Origin of the sequence: Kribbella sp. NPDC003505 (genome assembly GCF_040610875.1) — a bacterium.
GTDB lineage: Bacteria > Actinomycetota > Actinomycetes > Propionibacteriales > Kribbellaceae > Kribbella.
Genome location: NZ_JBEXNA010000012.1, coordinates 23,632 through 40,358 on the forward strand (window position 1 = coordinate 23,632; position 16,727 = coordinate 40,358).

The 16,727-nt window shown below is 69.0% G+C and carries 20 protein-coding genes, 2 tRNA genes and 1 pseudogene; 16 read left to right on the plus strand and 7 right to left on the minus strand.

From position 1 onward, the window contains the following. Positions 1-16: 16 nt before the first annotated feature. A complete protein-coding gene (locus ABZX12_RS33065; protein ID WP_355699383.1) occupies positions 17-967 on the plus strand; it encodes a sugar ABC transporter permease in 951 nt (316 codons plus the stop codon). Between the two features lie 2 nt (positions 968-969). Then, positions 970-1,800, plus strand: coding sequence for a carbohydrate ABC transporter permease (locus ABZX12_RS33070; protein ID WP_355699384.1), 831 nt, complete (start codon positions 970-972; stop codon positions 1,798-1,800). 171 nt (positions 1,801-1,971) lie between these two features. On the opposite strand, the gene ABZX12_RS33075 is transcribed toward ABZX12_RS33070, so the two are convergent. Beyond that, complete coding sequence (locus ABZX12_RS33075) at positions 1,972-3,180, minus strand: TerC family protein (RefSeq protein WP_355699385.1); 1,209 nt, start codon at positions 3,178-3,180, stop codon at positions 1,972-1,974. A gap of 101 nt (positions 3,181-3,281) precedes the next feature. Between ABZX12_RS33075 and ABZX12_RS33080 the strand changes: the two genes are divergently transcribed. Together ABZX12_RS33080 and ABZX12_RS33085 are read left to right on the plus strand one after the other, a co-directional pair. Next, positions 3,282-3,890, plus strand: a complete 609-nt coding sequence (locus ABZX12_RS33080; RefSeq protein ID WP_355699386.1) for a TetR family transcriptional regulator — start codon at positions 3,282-3,284, stop codon at positions 3,888-3,890. Positions 3,891-3,954: 64 nt separating this feature from the next. Beyond that, entirely contained in the window at positions 3,955-5,466 is a 1,512-nt protein-coding gene (locus ABZX12_RS33085) for an FAD-dependent monooxygenase (RefSeq protein WP_355699387.1), read from the plus strand. Here ABZX12_RS33085 and ABZX12_RS33090 read toward each other — a convergent pair. Continuing rightward, positions 5,433-5,993, minus strand: a complete 561-nt coding sequence (locus ABZX12_RS33090; RefSeq protein WP_355699643.1) for an XRE family transcriptional regulator — start codon at positions 5,991-5,993, stop codon at positions 5,433-5,435. The genes ABZX12_RS33085 and ABZX12_RS33090 overlap by 34 nt on opposite strands. 42 nt (positions 5,994-6,035) lie before the next feature. Here ABZX12_RS33090 and ABZX12_RS33095 point away from each other — a divergent pair, with 42 nt between their 5' ends. Continuing rightward, positions 6,036-6,557 carry an N-acetyltransferase family protein gene (locus ABZX12_RS33095; protein WP_355699388.1) on the plus strand — a complete coding sequence of 174 codons (522 nt, stop codon included), beginning with the start codon at positions 6,036-6,038 and terminating at the stop codon, positions 6,555-6,557. Here ABZX12_RS33095 and ABZX12_RS33100 read toward each other — a convergent pair. After that, on the minus strand, positions 6,554-7,537 hold the full coding sequence (locus ABZX12_RS33100; protein WP_355699389.1) for an AraC family transcriptional regulator ligand-binding domain-containing protein: 984 nt from the start codon (positions 7,535-7,537) through the stop codon (positions 6,554-6,556). The genes ABZX12_RS33095 and ABZX12_RS33100 overlap by 4 nt on opposite strands. A 184-nt stretch (positions 7,538-7,721) precedes the next feature. Between ABZX12_RS33100 and ABZX12_RS33105 the strand changes: the two genes are divergently transcribed. After that, on the plus strand, positions 7,722-8,555 hold the full coding sequence (locus ABZX12_RS33105; protein ID WP_355699390.1) for an oxidoreductase: 834 nt from the start codon (positions 7,722-7,724) through the stop codon (positions 8,553-8,555). A gap of 2 nt (positions 8,556-8,557) precedes the next feature. Here the strand turns inward: ABZX12_RS33105 and ABZX12_RS33110 are convergent, their stop codons facing one another. Then, a complete protein-coding gene (locus ABZX12_RS33110) occupies positions 8,558-9,184 on the minus strand; it encodes a M15 family metallopeptidase (protein ID WP_355699391.1) in 627 nt (208 codons plus the stop codon). A gap of 88 nt (positions 9,185-9,272) precedes the next feature. On the opposite strand from ABZX12_RS33110, the pseudogene ABZX12_RS33115 reads away from it, so the two are divergent. The 3 genes and pseudogenes from ABZX12_RS33115 to ABZX12_RS33125 all read left to right on the plus strand — a co-directional run. Next, positions 9,273-9,632: pseudogene (locus ABZX12_RS33115) on the plus strand (response regulator); the annotation flags it as partial. Between the two features lie 38 nt (positions 9,633-9,670). Further along, positions 9,671-9,880: an ATP-binding protein gene (locus tag ABZX12_RS33120; RefSeq protein WP_355699392.1), complete on the plus strand. Its 210-nt coding sequence runs from the start codon at positions 9,671-9,673 to the stop codon at positions 9,878-9,880. Positions 9,881-9,922: 42 nt separating this feature from the next. Next, a complete protein-coding gene (locus ABZX12_RS33125) occupies positions 9,923-10,432 on the plus strand; it encodes a GNAT family N-acetyltransferase (RefSeq protein WP_355699393.1) in 510 nt (169 codons plus the stop codon). Positions 10,433-10,453: 21 nt separating this feature from the next. Here the strand turns inward: ABZX12_RS33125 and ABZX12_RS33130 are convergent, their stop codons facing one another. Then, a complete protein-coding gene (locus ABZX12_RS33130) occupies positions 10,454-11,380 on the minus strand; it encodes a M23 family metallopeptidase (protein ID WP_355699394.1) in 927 nt (308 codons plus the stop codon). 253 nt (positions 11,381-11,633) lie between these two features. Further along, positions 11,634-12,266, minus strand: a complete 633-nt coding sequence (locus tag ABZX12_RS33135) for a DUF899 family protein (protein WP_355699395.1) — start codon at positions 12,264-12,266, stop codon at positions 11,634-11,636. Between the two features lie 120 nt (positions 12,267-12,386). Here ABZX12_RS33135 and ABZX12_RS33140 point away from each other — a divergent pair, with 120 nt between their 5' ends. From ABZX12_RS33140 to rpmG, 4 genes are all read left to right on the plus strand, one after another. Then, positions 12,387-13,328 carry an NAD-dependent epimerase/dehydratase family protein gene (locus tag ABZX12_RS33140; protein WP_355699396.1) on the plus strand — a complete coding sequence of 314 codons (942 nt, stop codon included), beginning with the start codon at positions 12,387-12,389 and terminating at the stop codon, positions 13,326-13,328. Between the two features lie 135 nt (positions 13,329-13,463). Beyond that, positions 13,464-13,536: transfer RNA gene (locus tag ABZX12_RS33145), tRNA-Thr, on the plus strand. Between the two features lie 50 nt (positions 13,537-13,586). Further along, positions 13,587-13,660, plus strand: a tRNA-Met gene (locus tag ABZX12_RS33150). Positions 13,661-13,727: 67 nt separating this feature from the next. Beyond that, entirely contained in the window at positions 13,728-13,895 is a 168-nt protein-coding gene (gene rpmG, locus ABZX12_RS33155) for a 50S ribosomal protein L33 (protein WP_130384703.1), read from the plus strand. A gap of 60 nt (positions 13,896-13,955) precedes the next feature. Here the strand turns inward: rpmG and ABZX12_RS33160 are convergent, their stop codons facing one another. Next, complete coding sequence (locus tag ABZX12_RS33160) at positions 13,956-14,702, minus strand: (2Fe-2S)-binding protein (protein WP_355699397.1); 747 nt, start codon at positions 14,700-14,702, stop codon at positions 13,956-13,958. Between the two features lie 71 nt (positions 14,703-14,773). Here ABZX12_RS33160 and ABZX12_RS33165 point away from each other — a divergent pair, with 71 nt between their 5' ends. From ABZX12_RS33165 to ABZX12_RS33175, 3 genes are read left to right on the plus strand one after another with little or no spacing between them, the layout of a single operon-like run. Then, entirely contained in the window at positions 14,774-15,196 is a 423-nt protein-coding gene (locus tag ABZX12_RS33165; protein ID WP_355699398.1) for a MaoC family dehydratase N-terminal domain-containing protein, read from the plus strand. Next, positions 15,193-15,594 carry a MaoC family dehydratase gene (locus ABZX12_RS33170; RefSeq protein WP_355699399.1) on the plus strand — a complete coding sequence of 134 codons (402 nt, stop codon included), beginning with the start codon at positions 15,193-15,195 and terminating at the stop codon, positions 15,592-15,594. Before ABZX12_RS33165 ends, ABZX12_RS33170 begins: the two co-directional genes overlap by 4 nt. Further along, positions 15,591-16,616, plus strand: a complete 1,026-nt coding sequence (locus ABZX12_RS33175) for a UDP-N-acetylmuramate dehydrogenase (protein WP_355699400.1) — start codon at positions 15,591-15,593, stop codon at positions 16,614-16,616. Before ABZX12_RS33170 ends, ABZX12_RS33175 begins: the two co-directional genes overlap by 4 nt. Positions 16,617-16,727: the final 111 nt, after the last annotated feature.

Consider the following 16,727-nt stretch of genomic DNA (forward strand, 5'->3'; position numbering starts at 1 on the left):
CGAAGCGAGGACGCCGATGAGTACCGCAGTCAGAGGCGCTCGCCGGCTCGACTCCGGATCGCGCAGGGCCGCCTCTGCCGGCCGCCGGGTCGGGCAGGGCTCGCTCACGCATCCATCCCGGACCGGGCTGCTCCTGGTCAGTCCCGCCGTACTGTTCGTCGGCGTCTTCGTCCTGGTCCCGCTCGCGTTCGCGCTGGTGATCTCGCTGACCAACTGGCCGCTGATCGGCACTGTGAAGTTCAGCGGGCTGAAGAACTACACCGCGATCGTCTCCGACGCCGCGTTCGCCAAGTCCGTCCTCTACACGCTGCTCTACACGGTCGTCGTGACCGGGCCGATCCTGGTGCTCGGCTACGCGCTCGCGGTCCTGGTCCGCCGGAAACGCCGCGGCTCGACGGTGTTGCGCACCGTCTTCTTCCTGCCGTTCGTCGTCGGACTGTCCACGCTCAGCTTCGTGACCGTCCTCGAGGCGCAGCCGGACAGCGGCGTGATCAACATCGTGCTCCGCGAACTCGGCATCACCGACGGTACGACGGCCTGGCTGGTGGACGGGCCGCTCGCGACCGGGCTGATCTGCGTGCTGGTGGTCTGGGCGGTCAGCGGGCTGACGATGATGCTGCTGATGGCCGGCATGCAGGCCATCCCGCGCGAGTACTACGAGTCGGCCGAGCTGGACGGCGCCGGCTGGTGGAAGCAGGAACGCGAGATCACGATCCCGATCCTGCGCCGGACGATCGCGATGGCGGTGATCATCTCGGTGATCGGCTCGCTGCTCGCGTTCTCGCAGTTCTACATCCTCACCCGCGGCGGTCCGGGAACCGACACGACGACCGTGGTCCAGTACATCTACAACCGGGCCTTCGTGCAGCTGCAGCTCGGTGCCGCGACCGCGCTGTCGATCGTTCTGGTGATCGTTGTCGGCCTGGTCACCGCGGCCCAGTTCCGCCTGCTCCGGGAGAAGGACTGACGATGCGACTCAAGAACACGTTTTACGTGATCGGCGGCGGCGGCGCCTTCCTGGTCTTCGCCGTACCGTTGCTGTGGGCCCTCTTCCGGTCCGTGCAGCCGAACGACGTGATCGTCGCGGCCCCGGACGGGAAAACGTTCTTCGACCTGACCTGGGACAACTTCCGGACGCTGATCGAAGGACCCGGAAACCTGGTCCGGGCGGTCGGGAACAGCCTGGTCGTCGCGATCAGCACCGCCGTCCTGACGGCCCTGCTCGCGACCCTCGCCGGGTACGGGTTCGCGCGCTTCAGGTTCCGCAGCGGGCCGGTGCTGTTCGCGCTCGTCGTGGTGTCGATGATGATCCCGTTCCAGGCGATCCTGACCCCGCTGTACCTGGAGATGAACGTCCTGCGACTGACCGACAGCCTGCTCGGGCTGGTGCTGTTCTACACCACGGTGAACCTGCCGTTCGGGGTGTTCGTGATGCGCAACTCGTTCGCGTCGGTGCCGGTGGAGCTGGAGGACTCGGCGCACGTCGACGGGTGCGGAACGCTCCGCATGCTCGGTTCCGTCCTGCGTCCGCTGATCATGCCGGGCGCCGCGACGGTCGCGCTGTACGCGTTCCTCGCGGCCTGGACGGAATTCCTCGGTGCGCTCACGTTCCTCACCAAGGACGAGCTCTACACGCTGCCCGTCGCGCTGGTGAACGTCCAGGCCGGCGCGTACGGCGAGATCAACTTCGGGTCGCTGGTGGCCGGGTCGGTGATCGCGATGATCCCGTGCGTGGTGCTGTACATCGGACTGCAGCGGTTCTACGTGAGCGGCCTCGCTTCAGGAGCCGTCAAGGGCTAGGGCATGTCTGACAATCCAGCACCTACTGCGGGGCACTCGGCACGGCATCTCGCCGCACGGGAGCAAAGGCCACGATGCGCCGCATCGAGACCTTCGCTCCCGCACGCCGAGCTACCGCACCGAGCACCTCCTCGCGACGGCGCTGGATTATCAGACATGCCCTAGGCCGGATCACAAGCTGGGGCGGATCTCGTGGTCGGCGTGGGCGGCGGCGTGCGCCTCGCCGACCTGGCGGCACAGGTCCATCAGGTCGGCCTCGTTCCGGACCTGCTGCTTGGCCTTCGGGCCCAGGTCGGTGATGTGGTCGCGGGCCCGCAGCAGCCGCCGGAACACGCGTTCCCGCTCCGCCGGGTCGTCGGTGTACTCCGGATCGAGGTACGCCGTCGCGTCCCGGCGGATGTGGGCCATCGCGGTCTGCGTCCGCCCGCGGGTGCTGAACAGCGACGCGAAGATCGTGATCAGCAGGACGGCCAGAATCACCGCCAGTGACAGACCGGTGCTGATCTCCACCACCTCGACGTGCTCGCCGCCGTTCACGAACGGCAGGTTGTTCTCGTGCAGCGCGTGCAGGATGAGCTTGGCGCCGATGAACGCCAGGATCGCCGCGAGCCCGAACGAGAGGTAGATCAGCCGGTCCAGCAGCCCGTCGAGCAGGAAGAACAACTGCCGGAGGCCGAGCAGGCTGAACGCGGTCGCCGTGAACACGACGAACACGTTCTGGGTCAGGCCGAAGATCGCCGGGATCGAGTCCAGCGCGAACATCAGGTCGGTGGCGCCGATGGCGACCATCACCAGCAGCATCGGCGTCAGCATCCGGCGGCCGCCGACCACGGTCGTCAGCCGGTCCCCGTCGTACTCCTCCGAGGTCCGGAACAGCCGGCGGCTGAGCCGGACCACCACGTTCTGCGCCTGATGGGATTCCTCGGTCTCCGGCTTGAGCATGTTCCCGGCGGTCAGCAGGAGGGCGATCCCGAACACGTAGAACACCCAGGAAAACGTGTGCAGCAACGCCGAGCCGATGAAGATGAACCCGGCCCGCGCGATCAGGCTGACCACGATCCCGACCAGCAGGACCTTCTGCTGGTTCTCCCGGGGCACCCGGAAGCCGGTCATGATGATCAGGAACACGAACAGGTTGTCGACCGACAACGCTTTCTCGGTGATGTAGCCGGCGAAGTACTCCGACCCCATCGCGACACCGCCGAACACGAGGGTGCCGAGGCCGAACAGCACCGCGATCCCGACGTACAGCGCGGACCAGATCGCGGCCTCGCGGATCGTCGGCACATGGGCCGACCGCACGTGGAAGAAGTAGTCGAACAGCAACAGGCCGACGATCGTGAGCAATGTCAGCACCCAGACCACCAGGGACACGGTCATGGGCCAACCCAACCATGCCGGGCCACCGAGTCCAGCCTGCTTCGAGAAAATTGCCTAAAAGGTATCTTTGCCTATTGGGCAAGTTCTGCTACGGTCGCTGTATGGCCGACGGGTTGCGGGAGCGGAAGAAGCAGGAGACGCGGATCGCGTTGAGCTGGGCCGCGGTCCGGCTGGCCGTCGAACGCGGGTACGGCAACGTGCGGATCGAGGACATCGCCGCCGAGGCCGGCGTCTCGCTGCGGACGTTCCGCAACTACTTCGACAGCAAGGCGGACGCGATCGCCGCACGCGAGGTCGACCGCAGCCTGCGGATCGCCGAGGAGCTCCGGGCGCGCCCGGCCGACGAGCCGCTGTGGGTGGCGGTCCGCGCGGCGATCGAGAAGCACTTCGCCCTCGGCGAGGAGGGGCACGGGGGGCGGCGGCCGCCGGACGAGCAGTGGCTTGCCGGGATTCGCCTGATGATGAGCGAGCCGGCCCTGCAGGGCGCGACCGCCCGCGCCTACGCCCGCGCCGGTGACGAGCTGGCGGCCGCGGTCGCCGACCGGACCGGCACCTCGGGGATGTATCCGCGGCTGGTCGCCGAGGTGATCGGCGCGACCCGGGGCGTCGTGATGGCGGAGTGGCTGCGCGCCGATCCGCCGCGCTCGATCGCCGAGCTGCTGTCGTCGGCGCTCGACCAGGTCGAGGCCGGCCTGCCCGTCCCCGAATAACTCATCGAACCACTCGACCCCGGCGGGTTGCCGGGGCGCTCAGTCATGCCTGTGGAGGGATGTCATGGATGCCGAAGTCGTCATTGCCGGGGCCGGCCCGAACGGCCTGATGCTCGCGAGCGAGCTCCGGTTGGCCGGGGTCCGGCCGATCGTGCTGGAGAAACTGCCGGAACGCAGCACTGTTCCGCGCGCCAACGGCCTGGTGGGCCAGGTGGTCCGGATGCTCGACCGGCGCGGACTGTACGAGCCGCTGAGCGGTGCGCCGGGGCCGCCCCGGCCGGCGCCCGGGTTCGTGTTCGGTGCGATGCCGCTGCCGCTCGACAGGCTCGAGGAGAACCCGGTCTACCTGCTGCAGGTGCCGCAGGTGCGCATCGAGGAAGTGCTGCAGGAGCGCGCGCTCGAGCTCGGCGTCGAGATCCGCCGCGGCCACGAGCTGACCGGATTCGCCCAGGACGAGGACGGCGTCACGGTCACGCTGTCCGGCCCGGACGGCGAGTACCAGCTGCGGGCCGGTTACCTGGTCGGCGCCGACGGCGGGCACAGCCGGACGCGGAAACTCGCCGGAATCGACTTTCCCGGCGTGACCAACGACTCGATGGTGTCGCGGACCGGGAGCGCCGTGGTGCCGCCCGAGTACGTCGAGGACGGAGTACTGAAGATCCCGGGGTACGGCGTGGTGCCGCCGTTCATGCATCAGCGGACCGAACGCGGCCTGTTCGTGTGGGCGCCGTTCGCGAATCGGCTGCCGGCGATCAGCACCGGCGAGTGGGACACCCCGCCCGACCGGGAGATGACGTTCGAGGAACTGCAGGAGAGCGCGGACCGGGTGCTCGGCGTGCACTTGCCGTTGGCCCAACCAACAGGTGAGGGAGTCCGGCAGCTGCGCCGGGTGGTCGGCGGAAACAGCCGGCTGGCCTCGAGTTTCCGTTCCGGACGGGTGCTGCTGGTCGGCGACGCCGCGCATGTGCATTCCGCGATCGGCGGACCGGGGCTGAACCTCGGGCTGCAGGACGCGGTCAACCTCGGCTGGAAGCTGGCGGCCGAGGTGCGGGGCTGGGCACCGCCCGGGCTGCTGGACACCTACGAGTCCGAGCGCCGGCCGGTGGGGGAGCGCGTGGTGATGCAGACGCAGGCGCAGTCCGCGCTGATCGCGCCGGGCGCCGACGTGACCGCGTTGCGGACACTGTTCGGTGAGTTCCTGACCGATCCGCGGAACGTGCAGCGCGTTGCGGACCTGATCTCGGGCGCCGACATCAAGTACTCCGAGGGATCACATCCGCTGGTCGGCCGATGGGCGCCGGACTTGATGATCGGGTCGGTGCGGCTGGCCGAACTGATGCGGTCCGCACGCCCGCTCCTCGTCGACCTCACGCCCGACGGTGCGTTCGCCGGCCTCGCGGCGGATCCCGTGGAGGTGGTCACCGGCCGGAGCGAGACGCCCCTCGCCCTGCTGATCAGGCCGGACGGCTACGTCGCCTGGGCCGCCGACCAGGACGGGGCCGCGGAACGTGACGGACTGCGTGACGCGATCGCGCAGTGGTTTCAGCCGCGCCCTTTGACCAGCGCGACCAGGTAGCGGCACTCCGACGTACCGGGGTTGTGGAAGGTCGTCGGAGACGGCGGGCCGAGCTGCAGACAGTCCCCGGTGTGCAGCTCGTGGATCTGCGATTCCTCGTGAAAACGGAGGATTCCGTCGAGGATCCATAGCTGCTGGTACTTGAAGATGTACGCGTCGGCCGGGTACGAGACCGATGCGCCGGGCGGCAGCTCGACCTCGACCAGTTCCAGGGGCCCTTCGGTCACCGGGGACACCGCGCGGCGGCGGTATCCGGTGACCGGGTCCGTCCAGACCGGCTGGTCCTCCGCTTTCCGCAGCAGGTCGCCCGTGTTCTCCGCGCGGGCGACCAGCTCGGACAGCGTCATGCCGAGCGCTCCCGAGAGCTTGCCGAGCAGGACGGCGGTGGGCTGCGCCTCGCCCCGCTCGATCTTCCCGATCATCGCGCGGGAAACGCCCGACCGCTCGGCCAGCGCGTTCACCGACAGGTCCTGTGCGACCCGCGCCTGCTGCACGGTGGCAGCCAGGGATCGAGACAGTTCATCCATCACGCTTGCCACTATAGCGGCGGTTGTGGCTACTATCGTGTCATGGTTCAGGTCAGAGACGCCTCGGCCGCCGACGCCGAGGCCTGCGCGGCCATCTACGCGCCGTACGTCAGGGGCACCGCGATCACGTTCGAGCTCGAGCCGCCGACGGTCGAGGAGATGGCAGAGCGGATCACGAAGGCGCAGTCCACCCATGCGTGGCTGGTCCTCGAGGACGACGGTGACGTGGTCGGCTATGCGTACGGCGGCGCGATGAAGCCGCGTCCGGCGTACCGCTGGTCCTGCGAGGTCAGCGTCTACGTGGCGCCCAGCCACCATCGCACCGGCGCGGGCCGGACTCTGTACAACGCCCTCTTCGACAGGCTTTCCGAACGCGGTTTCCGCACCGCCGTTGCCGGCGTGACACAGCCCAACCCGGCCAGCGACGCCCTGCACAAGTCGCTCGGCTTCGAGACCATCGGTACCTACCGGAACATCGGCTGGAAACTCGATTCCTGGCATGACGTCGCCTGGTCCCAACGCCCGCTCGCCAAGCTCCCGGACCCCCCGGAAGAACCGAGCTAGCCGGCCCGGACCGCGTCGGGGGTGGTGCCGGTCCAGGACTTGAACGCCCGGTAGAACGAGTTGGTGTCGTCGTACCCGAGCAGGAACGCGATGTCCGTGGTCCGCAGGTCGCCGTTCGTCAGGTAGTGCCGCGCGAGGTCTTCCCGGGTCCTGGTCAGGATGGTCTGGAACGAGGTGCCTTCGTGGCTGAGCTGCCGCTGGAGAGTACGCGCACTGGTGGCGAGTTGGTGTGTGACCGCACCGATCGACGGATCACCTGCGGGCAGCGTCTCGAGGAGTGCGGCGCGAACCCGGTCGGCGACGGTGGCGGAGGCCTGCAGGTCGGAGAGCCGGCGGCGGAGCTCGGGGGCGAAGACTCGCCACATCTGTTCGTTCTCGGTCAGGAAGGGACGCCCCGCATCGGCGGCGGTGAAGGTGATCGACGACCAGCTGCCCTTGCGGACCCTGGCGCCCAGGTAGCTCTCCATCGCCGACGGGTCCGCCGGTGGGCTGGGCATGGTGACCCGTGCGGGCCGGATCTGCTCGCGCGTGGCGATGCGGGCCAGAGCGACCCAGAAAATCAACTCGGTGGCCGCCAGCAGGATCGGTGGCTTCGATCCGGGCGGCCAGACGCAGGTGATCGTCAGTGCGGTGCCGGCGTCGACGTCGATCCGCAGCGGGCCGATCAGTGGCTTGTGGACAGCGAGCCGCCGCGCCGCCGCGGTGAGATTCGGGCTGCAGAGCGCGCCGAACATCGGCGGCGAGAAGAACTCGACGGAGATCGCCTTTCCGATGTCGACCGCGAGATCGCGATCCGCACCACCCTCGGCACCGAGTGCATCCCAGAACCGGTAGTACTCCGGAACCGAGAGCTCGATGGGCTGCCGGGTGAACAGGTCAGCCGGCAGCTCGGCGCGCCGCAGGGCCCGCGCCGGTGAGATCCCGAGGTCCCGGACGAAGGCCCGGATGCTCGGTTCCAGGTCGAAACGGTCACCTGCCATACCGCGAGCCTAGCCGCCGACCCGACGCGACGGACCCGCACAAGCCGCCAACGCACTTGCAGATCACGCCGACCGTGGCTGGCGCGAAGTGCAAGCCGATCGGCGTCTTGTGCTAGTGGAGCCGCGCGCCGCCGTTCCTACCGTGGGCCGTGTCCACAGCAGAACCGCAGCAAAGGAAACTACCTTGAGTACGCCGACAGCACTCGTCACCGGCGCCTCTTCCGGCATCGGTGAAGCCACCGCGCTGGAATTGGCCGAGGCCGGCTACACGGTCTACGCCGCGGCCCGCCGCGTCGAGCGGATGGCCCACCTCACCGGCTCCGGTATCCGCCCGATCGCGATGGACGTCACCGACGACGCCTCGATGCAGGCCGGCGTCGAGAAGATCCTCGCCGAGACGGGCCGCCTGGACGTCCTGGTCAACAACGCCGGCTACGGCTCGTACGGCGCGGTCGAGGACGTCCCGCTCGACGAAGCCCGCTACCAGTTCGAGGTCAACGTCTTCGGCGCGGCGCGGCTCGTCCAGCTCGTGCTCCCGCAGATGCGCGCGCAGCGGTCCGGAAAGATCGTCAACATCACGTCGATGGGCGGCAAGATCCACACCCCGCTCGGCGCCTGGTACCACGCCACCAAGTTCGCGCTGGAGGCGATCAGCGACTGCTTGCGGCTCGAGCTCAAGCCCTTCGGTATCGACGTCGTCGTGATCGAGCCCGGCGGGATCAAGACCGAATGGGCCGGCATCGCCGCCGGCAAGCTCCGGGCGGTCTCCTCCACCGGTCCGTACGCCCCGCAGGGCAACGCGGTCGCCGACTCGCTCTCGTCGGAGTCCAATCAGCGGCGCGCCTCCGCGCCGGAGCTGATCGCCCGGACGATCTCCAAGGCGGTGCAGGCACGCAGGCCGAAGACCCGTTACGCCGTCGGCTTCGGAGCCAAGCCGCTGATCTTCCTCCGCGAGGTGCTGCCCGACCGTACCTTCGACGCGGTCGTGCGCCGAGCGATCGGGGTTCCGTCCAGCTGACGTCATGTCTTCGGCGTCGTCATCGGCGGGCACGTGCGGCCGGGCGTGGTCGCCAGCTCGAAGTGCCAGATCTCGTTGGACAGCGTCTGACACAGGCCGTACCGGCTGCCGTGGCGGTTCAGCCAGTCGTCGGCGTCGGTCGGCCCGATGTCGACGGCGTGGCCCGTGACGTGGTGGGACTCGTCGGGATCGGCGACGTACTCCTTGGCCTTCTTCTTGCTGCCGTACTTCCGGATCGCCTTCTCCATCAGCTCTTCCTGGTACTTCTTGCTCCGCCACCCGGTCGTGACCTGCAGCGTGATGCCGTCCTTCTTCATCGCGGTCTCGGCCCGCTGGACGGCCTCGCGCAGCGCGGGATCGAGCTTGGCAATCCCGGGCAGATCGGTGTCGTACGCCGAGGTGTGGTCCGGAAGGACGCCGTCCGCGGCGCCGGGCGGTCCGCCCTGTGCCGAGCCGGATCCTGACGACCGGCCTGACCGAGAGGCCGGGCCGGCGCTCGACGGTGACGTCTCGTCGGCTCCGGAAACCGCTGTACAGCCGGTCAGGACGAGACCGATGACGGTGGCAACGATCGCCAGTCGGCCGGGTACTGTCGGCCGGCGCTCGCGCCACAGGTGATTGATCAGCATGCCGACCAGTTCATCGGAGCCGATGTTGCAGCAGCGTCTGCGGATTCCTTTACGTTTTCGATACCCGGCGCCTGGTTCAATGGACGGTATGCGGGTGCTGGTCGTCGAGGACGAGGTCTATCTCGCCGAGGCGATCCAGGCCGGTCTGCGACTGGAGGCGATCGCGGCCGACCTGGCCTTCGACGGCACCTCGGCGCTGGACGTAGTGACGGTGAACGCGTACGACGTCGTGGTCCTCGACCGTGATCTGCCCGGCGTCAGCGAGGACGAGGTCTGCCGGCAGATCGTTGCGCAGGGCATCGGCTGTCGGGTGCTGATGCTGACCGCGGCCGGCGACCTCGACGACAAGGTGGCGGGTTTCGAACTCGGCGCCGACGACTACCTGACGAAACCGTTCGAGCTACGCGAACTCGTCGTCCGGCTGCGAGCCCTGGTCCGCCGCCCCGCGGCGGAACGGTTTCCGTGCGAGTTTCCGGCGGCTGTCTCGTGGTCCGGAACGACGGCAGGATCCTGGACGCGGCGCGCGTGCGGACCTTCGTCGAACCATTCGCGAAGGACCGCTACGGCGCCGGGCACGGCCTCGGTCTGGCGCTGGTACGCCGGATCGTCGAGGTCCATCACGGGCGGCTCGAGCTGGCCGCGAATCCGGACGGCGGCCTGACCGCAACGGTCGTACTGCCGGAACTCGAAAGCTGACCCGGCAAGAAGTTGGCCCGGTCGACGGGCGAGGATGGTGCGGTGACTGACGACCGCCGATCAGCCGGCCATCAGGTGACCGTACGCCGCGCCGTCGAGGAGGACGACGCGGCGCTGCTCGCGATCGAGCGGAGCGCCTGGGACGCGTCGTCGGGTTTCCCGTCGTACCAGGACACCCTTCAGGACACCTTCTTCAGCCGGAGCGGACCGGAGGCGCATCTGGTCGCTGAGCACGGCGGGACCGTGGTCGGGTACCTGCGCCTGCAGGACAAGTACCAGTTCCCCGAGGGAGCGGGGGTGCTCTCGATCAACGGTCTCGCGGTCGCCCACGACGCGCGCCGCCTCGGTGTCGCCTCGGCGCTCCTGGAGGCCGCGGCCGCCGAAGGCCGGCTCCGCGGCGCCCGCAAGATCAGCCTGCACGTCCACAGCACCAACGCGGCCGCGCGCCGCCTGTACGAACGGCACGGCTACGTCGTCGAAGGCACGCACCCGAACGAGTTCCTCATCGAGGGCGACTACATCGCCGCCCTCGACATGGCGAAGACCCTGTAGAAGGTCTCTCCAGCAGGAGCCTTACGGGTTGACGCCGTGGTCGCGGAGCCATGGCTCCGGGTTGATCGGCGAGCCGCCACCAGGCAGGACCTCGAAGTGGACGTGCGGCCCGGTGGTGTTGCCGGTCATGCCGATCCGGCCGACCATCGTGCCGGCCTTGACCGAGTCGCCGACGGAGACGTCGAACTCGGACATGTGGCTGTACGACGTGACGGTGCCGTCGGCGTGCCGCACCTTCACCTGGCGGCCGTAGGCGCCTTCGAAGTCGGCCTGGATGACCTCGCCGGCCATCACCGAGCGGACCGGCGTACCCATCGGGGCCGCGAAGTCCAGACCGGTGTGGTTGTGCGCCCAGCGGCCACCGGCCTGGTCGAAGCGGGCGGTCAGGTGGTAGCCGGTGGTGGGCAGCACGACCTTCGGCGCGGCCTTGGCGGCAGCCGCCTTGAGGGCGGCAGCCTTCGCGACGGCTTCTGCGCGAGCCTCGGCCAGGGCCTTCGCCTGGGCCGCGGCCTTGCGGGCGGCCGCTGCCTTCGCGGCGGCCAGGGCAAGCGCACGGCGCTGCGTCAGCGTCGCGTTCGCGGCGAGCTTCGCGGCCCGCTGCTTCGCGGCGGCGTCGGCGGCCGCCTTCCGGCTCGACGCGAGCGACAGGTCGATCCGGGACGCGTCCCGCGATCCGAGGTCGCGCCGATCGATGCGGGCGGCGGTCAGGGCTTCGGCCTGTGCGGGGCTCAGACCGGTGCTCCCGGACGCGTTGGCCGGACCGGTCGCCGACGAGCTGAGCCCGACGGTGGTGGTACCGGCCGCGGCCGCCAGGGCGGCGGTCAGGCCGATGAGCTGGGTACGGCGGACGCTACGACGGGAGGAGCGGTGCTTTGCCACCCGGCGCGAGGCAGCCGAGAGGCTGGACGCCTGCCGATCTGTGTGCGGCGCGTCTTGGTGAGTGGGCACGGAAAACCTTCCAGGGGAGGGGAAACCGCCGGCGAGGGGGACCGACGGCCTCAACGACCATAACGAGAGGGTCACGAGCGCCCAAACACGGATTGCGAAGAGACCGTGCGAAATCGGACACGCTCAGTGAGGCCGTCTTGCCGCCCGGTACACGCTCAGGCGTGAACCAGGCGGGCAAGAAAGGCGCCACGGCCGTGACGTGGATCACGCCCCGCTTGGCGTCGAGCAGCCCCTCCGGGCCGGTATAAGCGGTCTAGCCGTACGTCGGTTCCTGCGGCCAGCCGGCCGGTGAGTCCTCCCAGTCCTGCCGGCGGCCGTACGCCGCGAGGTCGGAAACGGTGGTGCTGAACAGCAGGTGGTCGACCCCGCGCTGACCGGTCGTGTAGGTGCGGAAAACGCTTTCGCCGTCGCGCAGGAACAGGTTCAACAGGAAACCGCCGCCGGCGCCGCAGTCGGCGGAAAACGTCGTACCTGCCGAGGACGCGAACGGGATGTGTCCCCAGCCCTTGTCCTTCCAGTACCCGGCCATCTGCTCGACCGGCATGTCGGAAACCGTCGCCCAGGCGATGTCGTTGCGGGCCAGCCCGTCGAGATTGGCGACGTTCTCGGTGAAGTACGTGCAGCCGCCGCAGAACGCGTCCGGACCGGCGTCCATGAACTGGTACAGCGCGAGCTGGCGGTGCTCGCCGAACAGGTCCCGCAGCGTGACCGGCCCATCGGTCGACGTGAACGTGTACTCGCCGAACCGCACCATCGGCAGTCGCCGCCGCTGCGCCGCGATCCGGTCGAGTGTGCGCGTGGCCTCCTTCTCGGCGACCAGCAGCTCGGCACGGGCCGCTTCCCACTCTGCGGCGGAAACCACCGGCGGCATCGCTGTCTCGGACATTCGTGCTCCTCTCGTAGGTTCTGCCAGTGGGACGGAGCCGGCCGGCGGTTCTCGACATCCCGCTTCTGCCGGCCGCAGACGAGTCTGGGCTCCCCATGTCTCGAGCGGTAGGACTGAGGCATGCGGATCGCGATCTTGGGCGGCACCCAGTTCATCGGCCGGGCTGTCGTCGAGCGGCTGGCGGCGGAGGGCCACGAGCTGCTGGCGGTGCACCGCGGCGAGCACGAGCCGGCGGATCTGGTGCCGGTCGGCCATGCGCATGTCGATCGGACCGACCGGGCGGCGCTCGCCGATGCGCTCAAGCCGTTCGACCCCGAGGCGCTCGTCGACGTCTCCGGGATGAACGCGGCGGCGGCCGACGCGGCCCTCGGCGCGGTCGGACCGTCGGTGAAGCTCGTCGCGATCTCCAGCTGTGACGTCTACCGGGCGTACGACGGCGTGCACTCGAACCGTACGACGGACGCGGTGCCGCTGACCGAGGAATCACCGCTGCGGAAGCGCCGGTTCATCGACGGACCGCAGTACGAGAACCTGGAGATGGAGGAGCGGTACCTCCCGCGCGGCGCGACCGTACTGCGGCTGGGTGCCGTGTACGGCGAGCACGACTACCAGCGGCGCTTCGAGTTCGTGCTGCGGCGGGTCCGGGCCGGGCGCCGGCGGATCCCGGTCGGCTCCGGGCAGTTCCTCTTCAGCCGGGTGTACGTCGGTGACGTCGCGGCCGCGGTTTCGCGCGCGCTGGCCGGCGATCACCCGGGCGCGTTCAACGTGGTCGAGCCCACGACCGCGCCGTACCGGATGTTCGCGGAGCAGATCCTGGTGGCGACGGGGGCCGCGGACATCGAGCTGGTGCGGGTGCGCGACGACCTGCTGCCGGAGGATCTGTCGCTGACCGGCACGATCGACCAGCACCTGCTGATGGATTCCCGGAAGGCGGGCACGGTCCTCGGTTGGGCGCCGCAGGATCCGGCCGAGACGTTGCGTGCGTCCGTACGGTGGCATCTCGCGCACCCGCCGGACGACGCCTCGGCCGACTTCTCCGCCGACGACGCCGTGCTGGACTGAAACCGGACCCGAAAATGGTCAAGAGCACTCCGCCGGAACCGGTATGCTTTCCGGGACGGACTGAGGGGCCTGCAAGGCGCTCCTGGCTCGATTTCACATCGAGGTGGGGGACCGTGTAATCTCTCTCCTCGGCCCGCCCCTTTAGCTCAGTCGGCAGAGCGTCTCCATGGTAAGGAGAAGGTCTACGGTTCGATTCCGTAAAGGGGCTCTGAGAACGACATCTCACCCGGTTCGCCGGGTGAGATGACGGACTCTTGCGGCGGGGTAGCTCAGGTGGTTAGAGCACACGGCTCATAATCGTGGTGTCGCGGGTTCGACTCCCGCCCCCGCTACCCACCAACGGCAGTACATCGAGAGTGCGATCACCTCAGTTGCGCACTCCTGACAGAAGAGGCAGCAGTGGCCAAGTCGACCGACATCCGCCCGAAGATCACCCTGGCGTGCACGGTGTGCAAGGAGCGGAACTACATCACCAAGAAGAACCGGCGTAACGACCCGGACCGTCTTGAGCTGAAGAAGTACTGCCACCGGTGCAACGACCACACCGACCACCGCGAGACCCGCTGACCTCAGCATCGCTTCGCGAAGGCCGCTCCGGATCACCCGGAGCGGCCTTTTGCTGTTCCCTCAGACGGTGACGATCGGGCGGCCGCCCTCGTAGGCGGTGAGACGCTCGTCACGGGGCGTCAGGCAGCAGGAGCCGCAGAGCGTGCCGTCGCCGGCCTCGCTCGTGTAGTACAGACAGCACGTGTTCCGCAGATAGACGAGCTTCCCGCCCGCCACCTCCACGTCGGCGAGCCGCGCGAGTCCGCCCGGCGCCTTCGCGACGAAGGTCTGCCATCGCTCGAGCAGGTACGCGGGCTGGACCGTGACGTCCTCGCGGGTCGCGGCGCAGAACCCCATCGCGCAGCCGGCCGCCACGCCGCCGTACACCTGCCGCAAGCCGGCCCGCGTCCGCCGGTGCAGCTCCTCGGAAAGCGGCAGCAGGTGTTTCCGCAGGACGACGTCGTACAGCGTTTTCAGCCCGCCGGGCAGGAAATCCGCGGACCGAACGGCGACCGCGGCGATTCCGTGACCGGTGTGCGGGCGGACCCAGAGGTTCTGCGGGCGGATGTCGAGGACGTGTCCCTCGAGCGCCCAGAGCAGCAGAGCGGTCGCCGGTGCGCGGCCGGCGTAGAACGACATCATGCTGAGCGCGTTCGCGTGCGCCGACCGGTGGGAGCTGGCCTCGTCGTCCCGCTTGAGCAGCTCGGTCAACTCGGGACTGCCGGGCTCCAGGATCCGGTCCACCCGCAACCAGTCCGAGCCTTCCGGCTCACCGATCTCCAGCCGGTACCGAGGCGCGTATTTCGCCAGCGCCGCCACTGCCGTCACGTTCAACCTTCTCCGTCGGAATCGTGGGCGGCGGAAACCCTCGGCACAGTCTGCCAGTAGGGTTGGCGGATATGACGATCGACGCCACGATGGTCGGCCGCAGTTACACGGCCGCCGGGTCCTACCAGGTCGGCCGGGAGAAGATCCGGGAGTTCGCCGACGCGATCGGCGACGGTAACCCGGCGTATCGGGGTGATGACCCGATCGCGCCGCCGACGTTCGCGTTCGTGATCGGCAGCCGGGCGCTCGAGGAGCTGCTCGGCGACGCGGAGCTCGGCCTCCGGCTGGACCGGATCGTGCACGGCGCGCAGAAGTTCAGCTACACGCGCCCGATCAAGGCCGGCGACGAGATCGCGGCGACCGCGACCATCACGACCGTGCGCAAGGCCGGTCCCGTCGAGGTGATCATGTACGAGACCGCGCTGACCACCGTCGACGGCGAACCGATCGCCACCTCGACGTCGACCCTCTCGCACAACCGGGCGGACGCATGATCGAGGCAGGCACGGAGCTTCCGCCGCTGACCGTCACCTTCAAGCGTGACGACCTGGTCCGGTACGCCGGGGCGAGCGGCGACTTCAACCCGATCCACTGGAACGACCGGATGGCGTCCGCGCTCGGGCTGCCGGGCGTGATCGCGCACGGGATGCTCACGATGGCGTCGGCGGTGCGCGTCGTCACGGACTGGCTCGACGACCCGGCCGACCTGGTGGAATACGGGGTCCGGTTCACCAAGCCGGTCGTCGTACCGGACGACGACAAGGGTGCGAGTGTGACGTTTTCCGCCACGGTCGGCAAGGTCGCGGACGGCCTCGCCGAGATCGACATCACCGCGGTGGCCGGCGAGGAGAAGGTGCTCGGCCGGGCCAAGGCGGTCGTGCGCGTCCGGTGAATACGCAGGTGTCGCTGGCCGACCACACCACGCTGCGGATCGGCGGGCCGGCCGACAAGTTCCTCGAGGTCGGCACCGAGGACGACCTGATCACCGCGGTTCGCGATGCCGACGCCGCCGGCGAACCGGTGTTGCTGCTGTCCGGCGGCAGCAACGTCGTGATCGGTGACGACGGTTTCCGTGGGACCGTGATCAAGATCGCGACGTCCGGCATCCGGGTCGACGCGGACATGTGCTCCGGCGCGATGGTGCGCATCGCGGCCGGTGAGGACTGGGACGGCGTGGTGCAGCGAGCGATCGCCGAGGAGTGGAGCGGGCTCGAGTCGATGTCCGGCATCCCCGGACTCACCGGCTCGACCCCGGTGCAGAACGTCGGTGCGTACGGTCACGAGGTCGCCGAGACGATCGCGTCGGTGCGGGTCTGGGACCGGACCGACAACCAGGTCCGCACGATGTTCGCCGCGGACTGCGGGTTCAGCTACCGCAATTCCCGCTTCAAGGCCGACCCGTCGCGGTACGTCGTACTCGAGGTCGCGTTCCAGTTGACGATCGGCGACCTGTCCGCCCCGGTCGGGTACGCCGAACTCGCGCGCGTCCTCGACGTGGAGCCGGGCTCGCGCGCGCCGATGACCGACGTCCGGGAAGCTGTGCTGGGCCTGCGCCGCGGCAAGGGCATGGTCCTCGACCCCGTCGACCACGACACGTGGAGCGCGGGCTCTTTCTTCACCAACCCGATCCTCGACACCCCCGCCGAGGTCCCGGCCGGCGCCCCGCAGTGGCCGCAGGCCGACGGCCGGGTCAAGACCAGCGCGGCCTGGCTGATCGAACATGCCGGTGTGTCCAAGGGCTTCACCATCGGCAACGCCGGCGTCTCCACCAAGCACACGCTGGCCCTCACCAACCGCGGGCAGGCGACCGCCAAGGAGCTCCTGACCCTGGCCACGCACGTCCGGACCCAGGTGCGGCAGTCCTTCGACATCACCCTCGTCAACGAGCCCGTTCTGGTGAACTGCACCTTCTGAGGTCGCGAGTCCGGCGGATCGCGCCCTCGGGTGCGCTTGAAAAAGATTTACGCGAACTCTAGCCAGGGAGGCCTCCTCTCGCTAATCTTTTGCGCAATCTGGTGGGAGGTG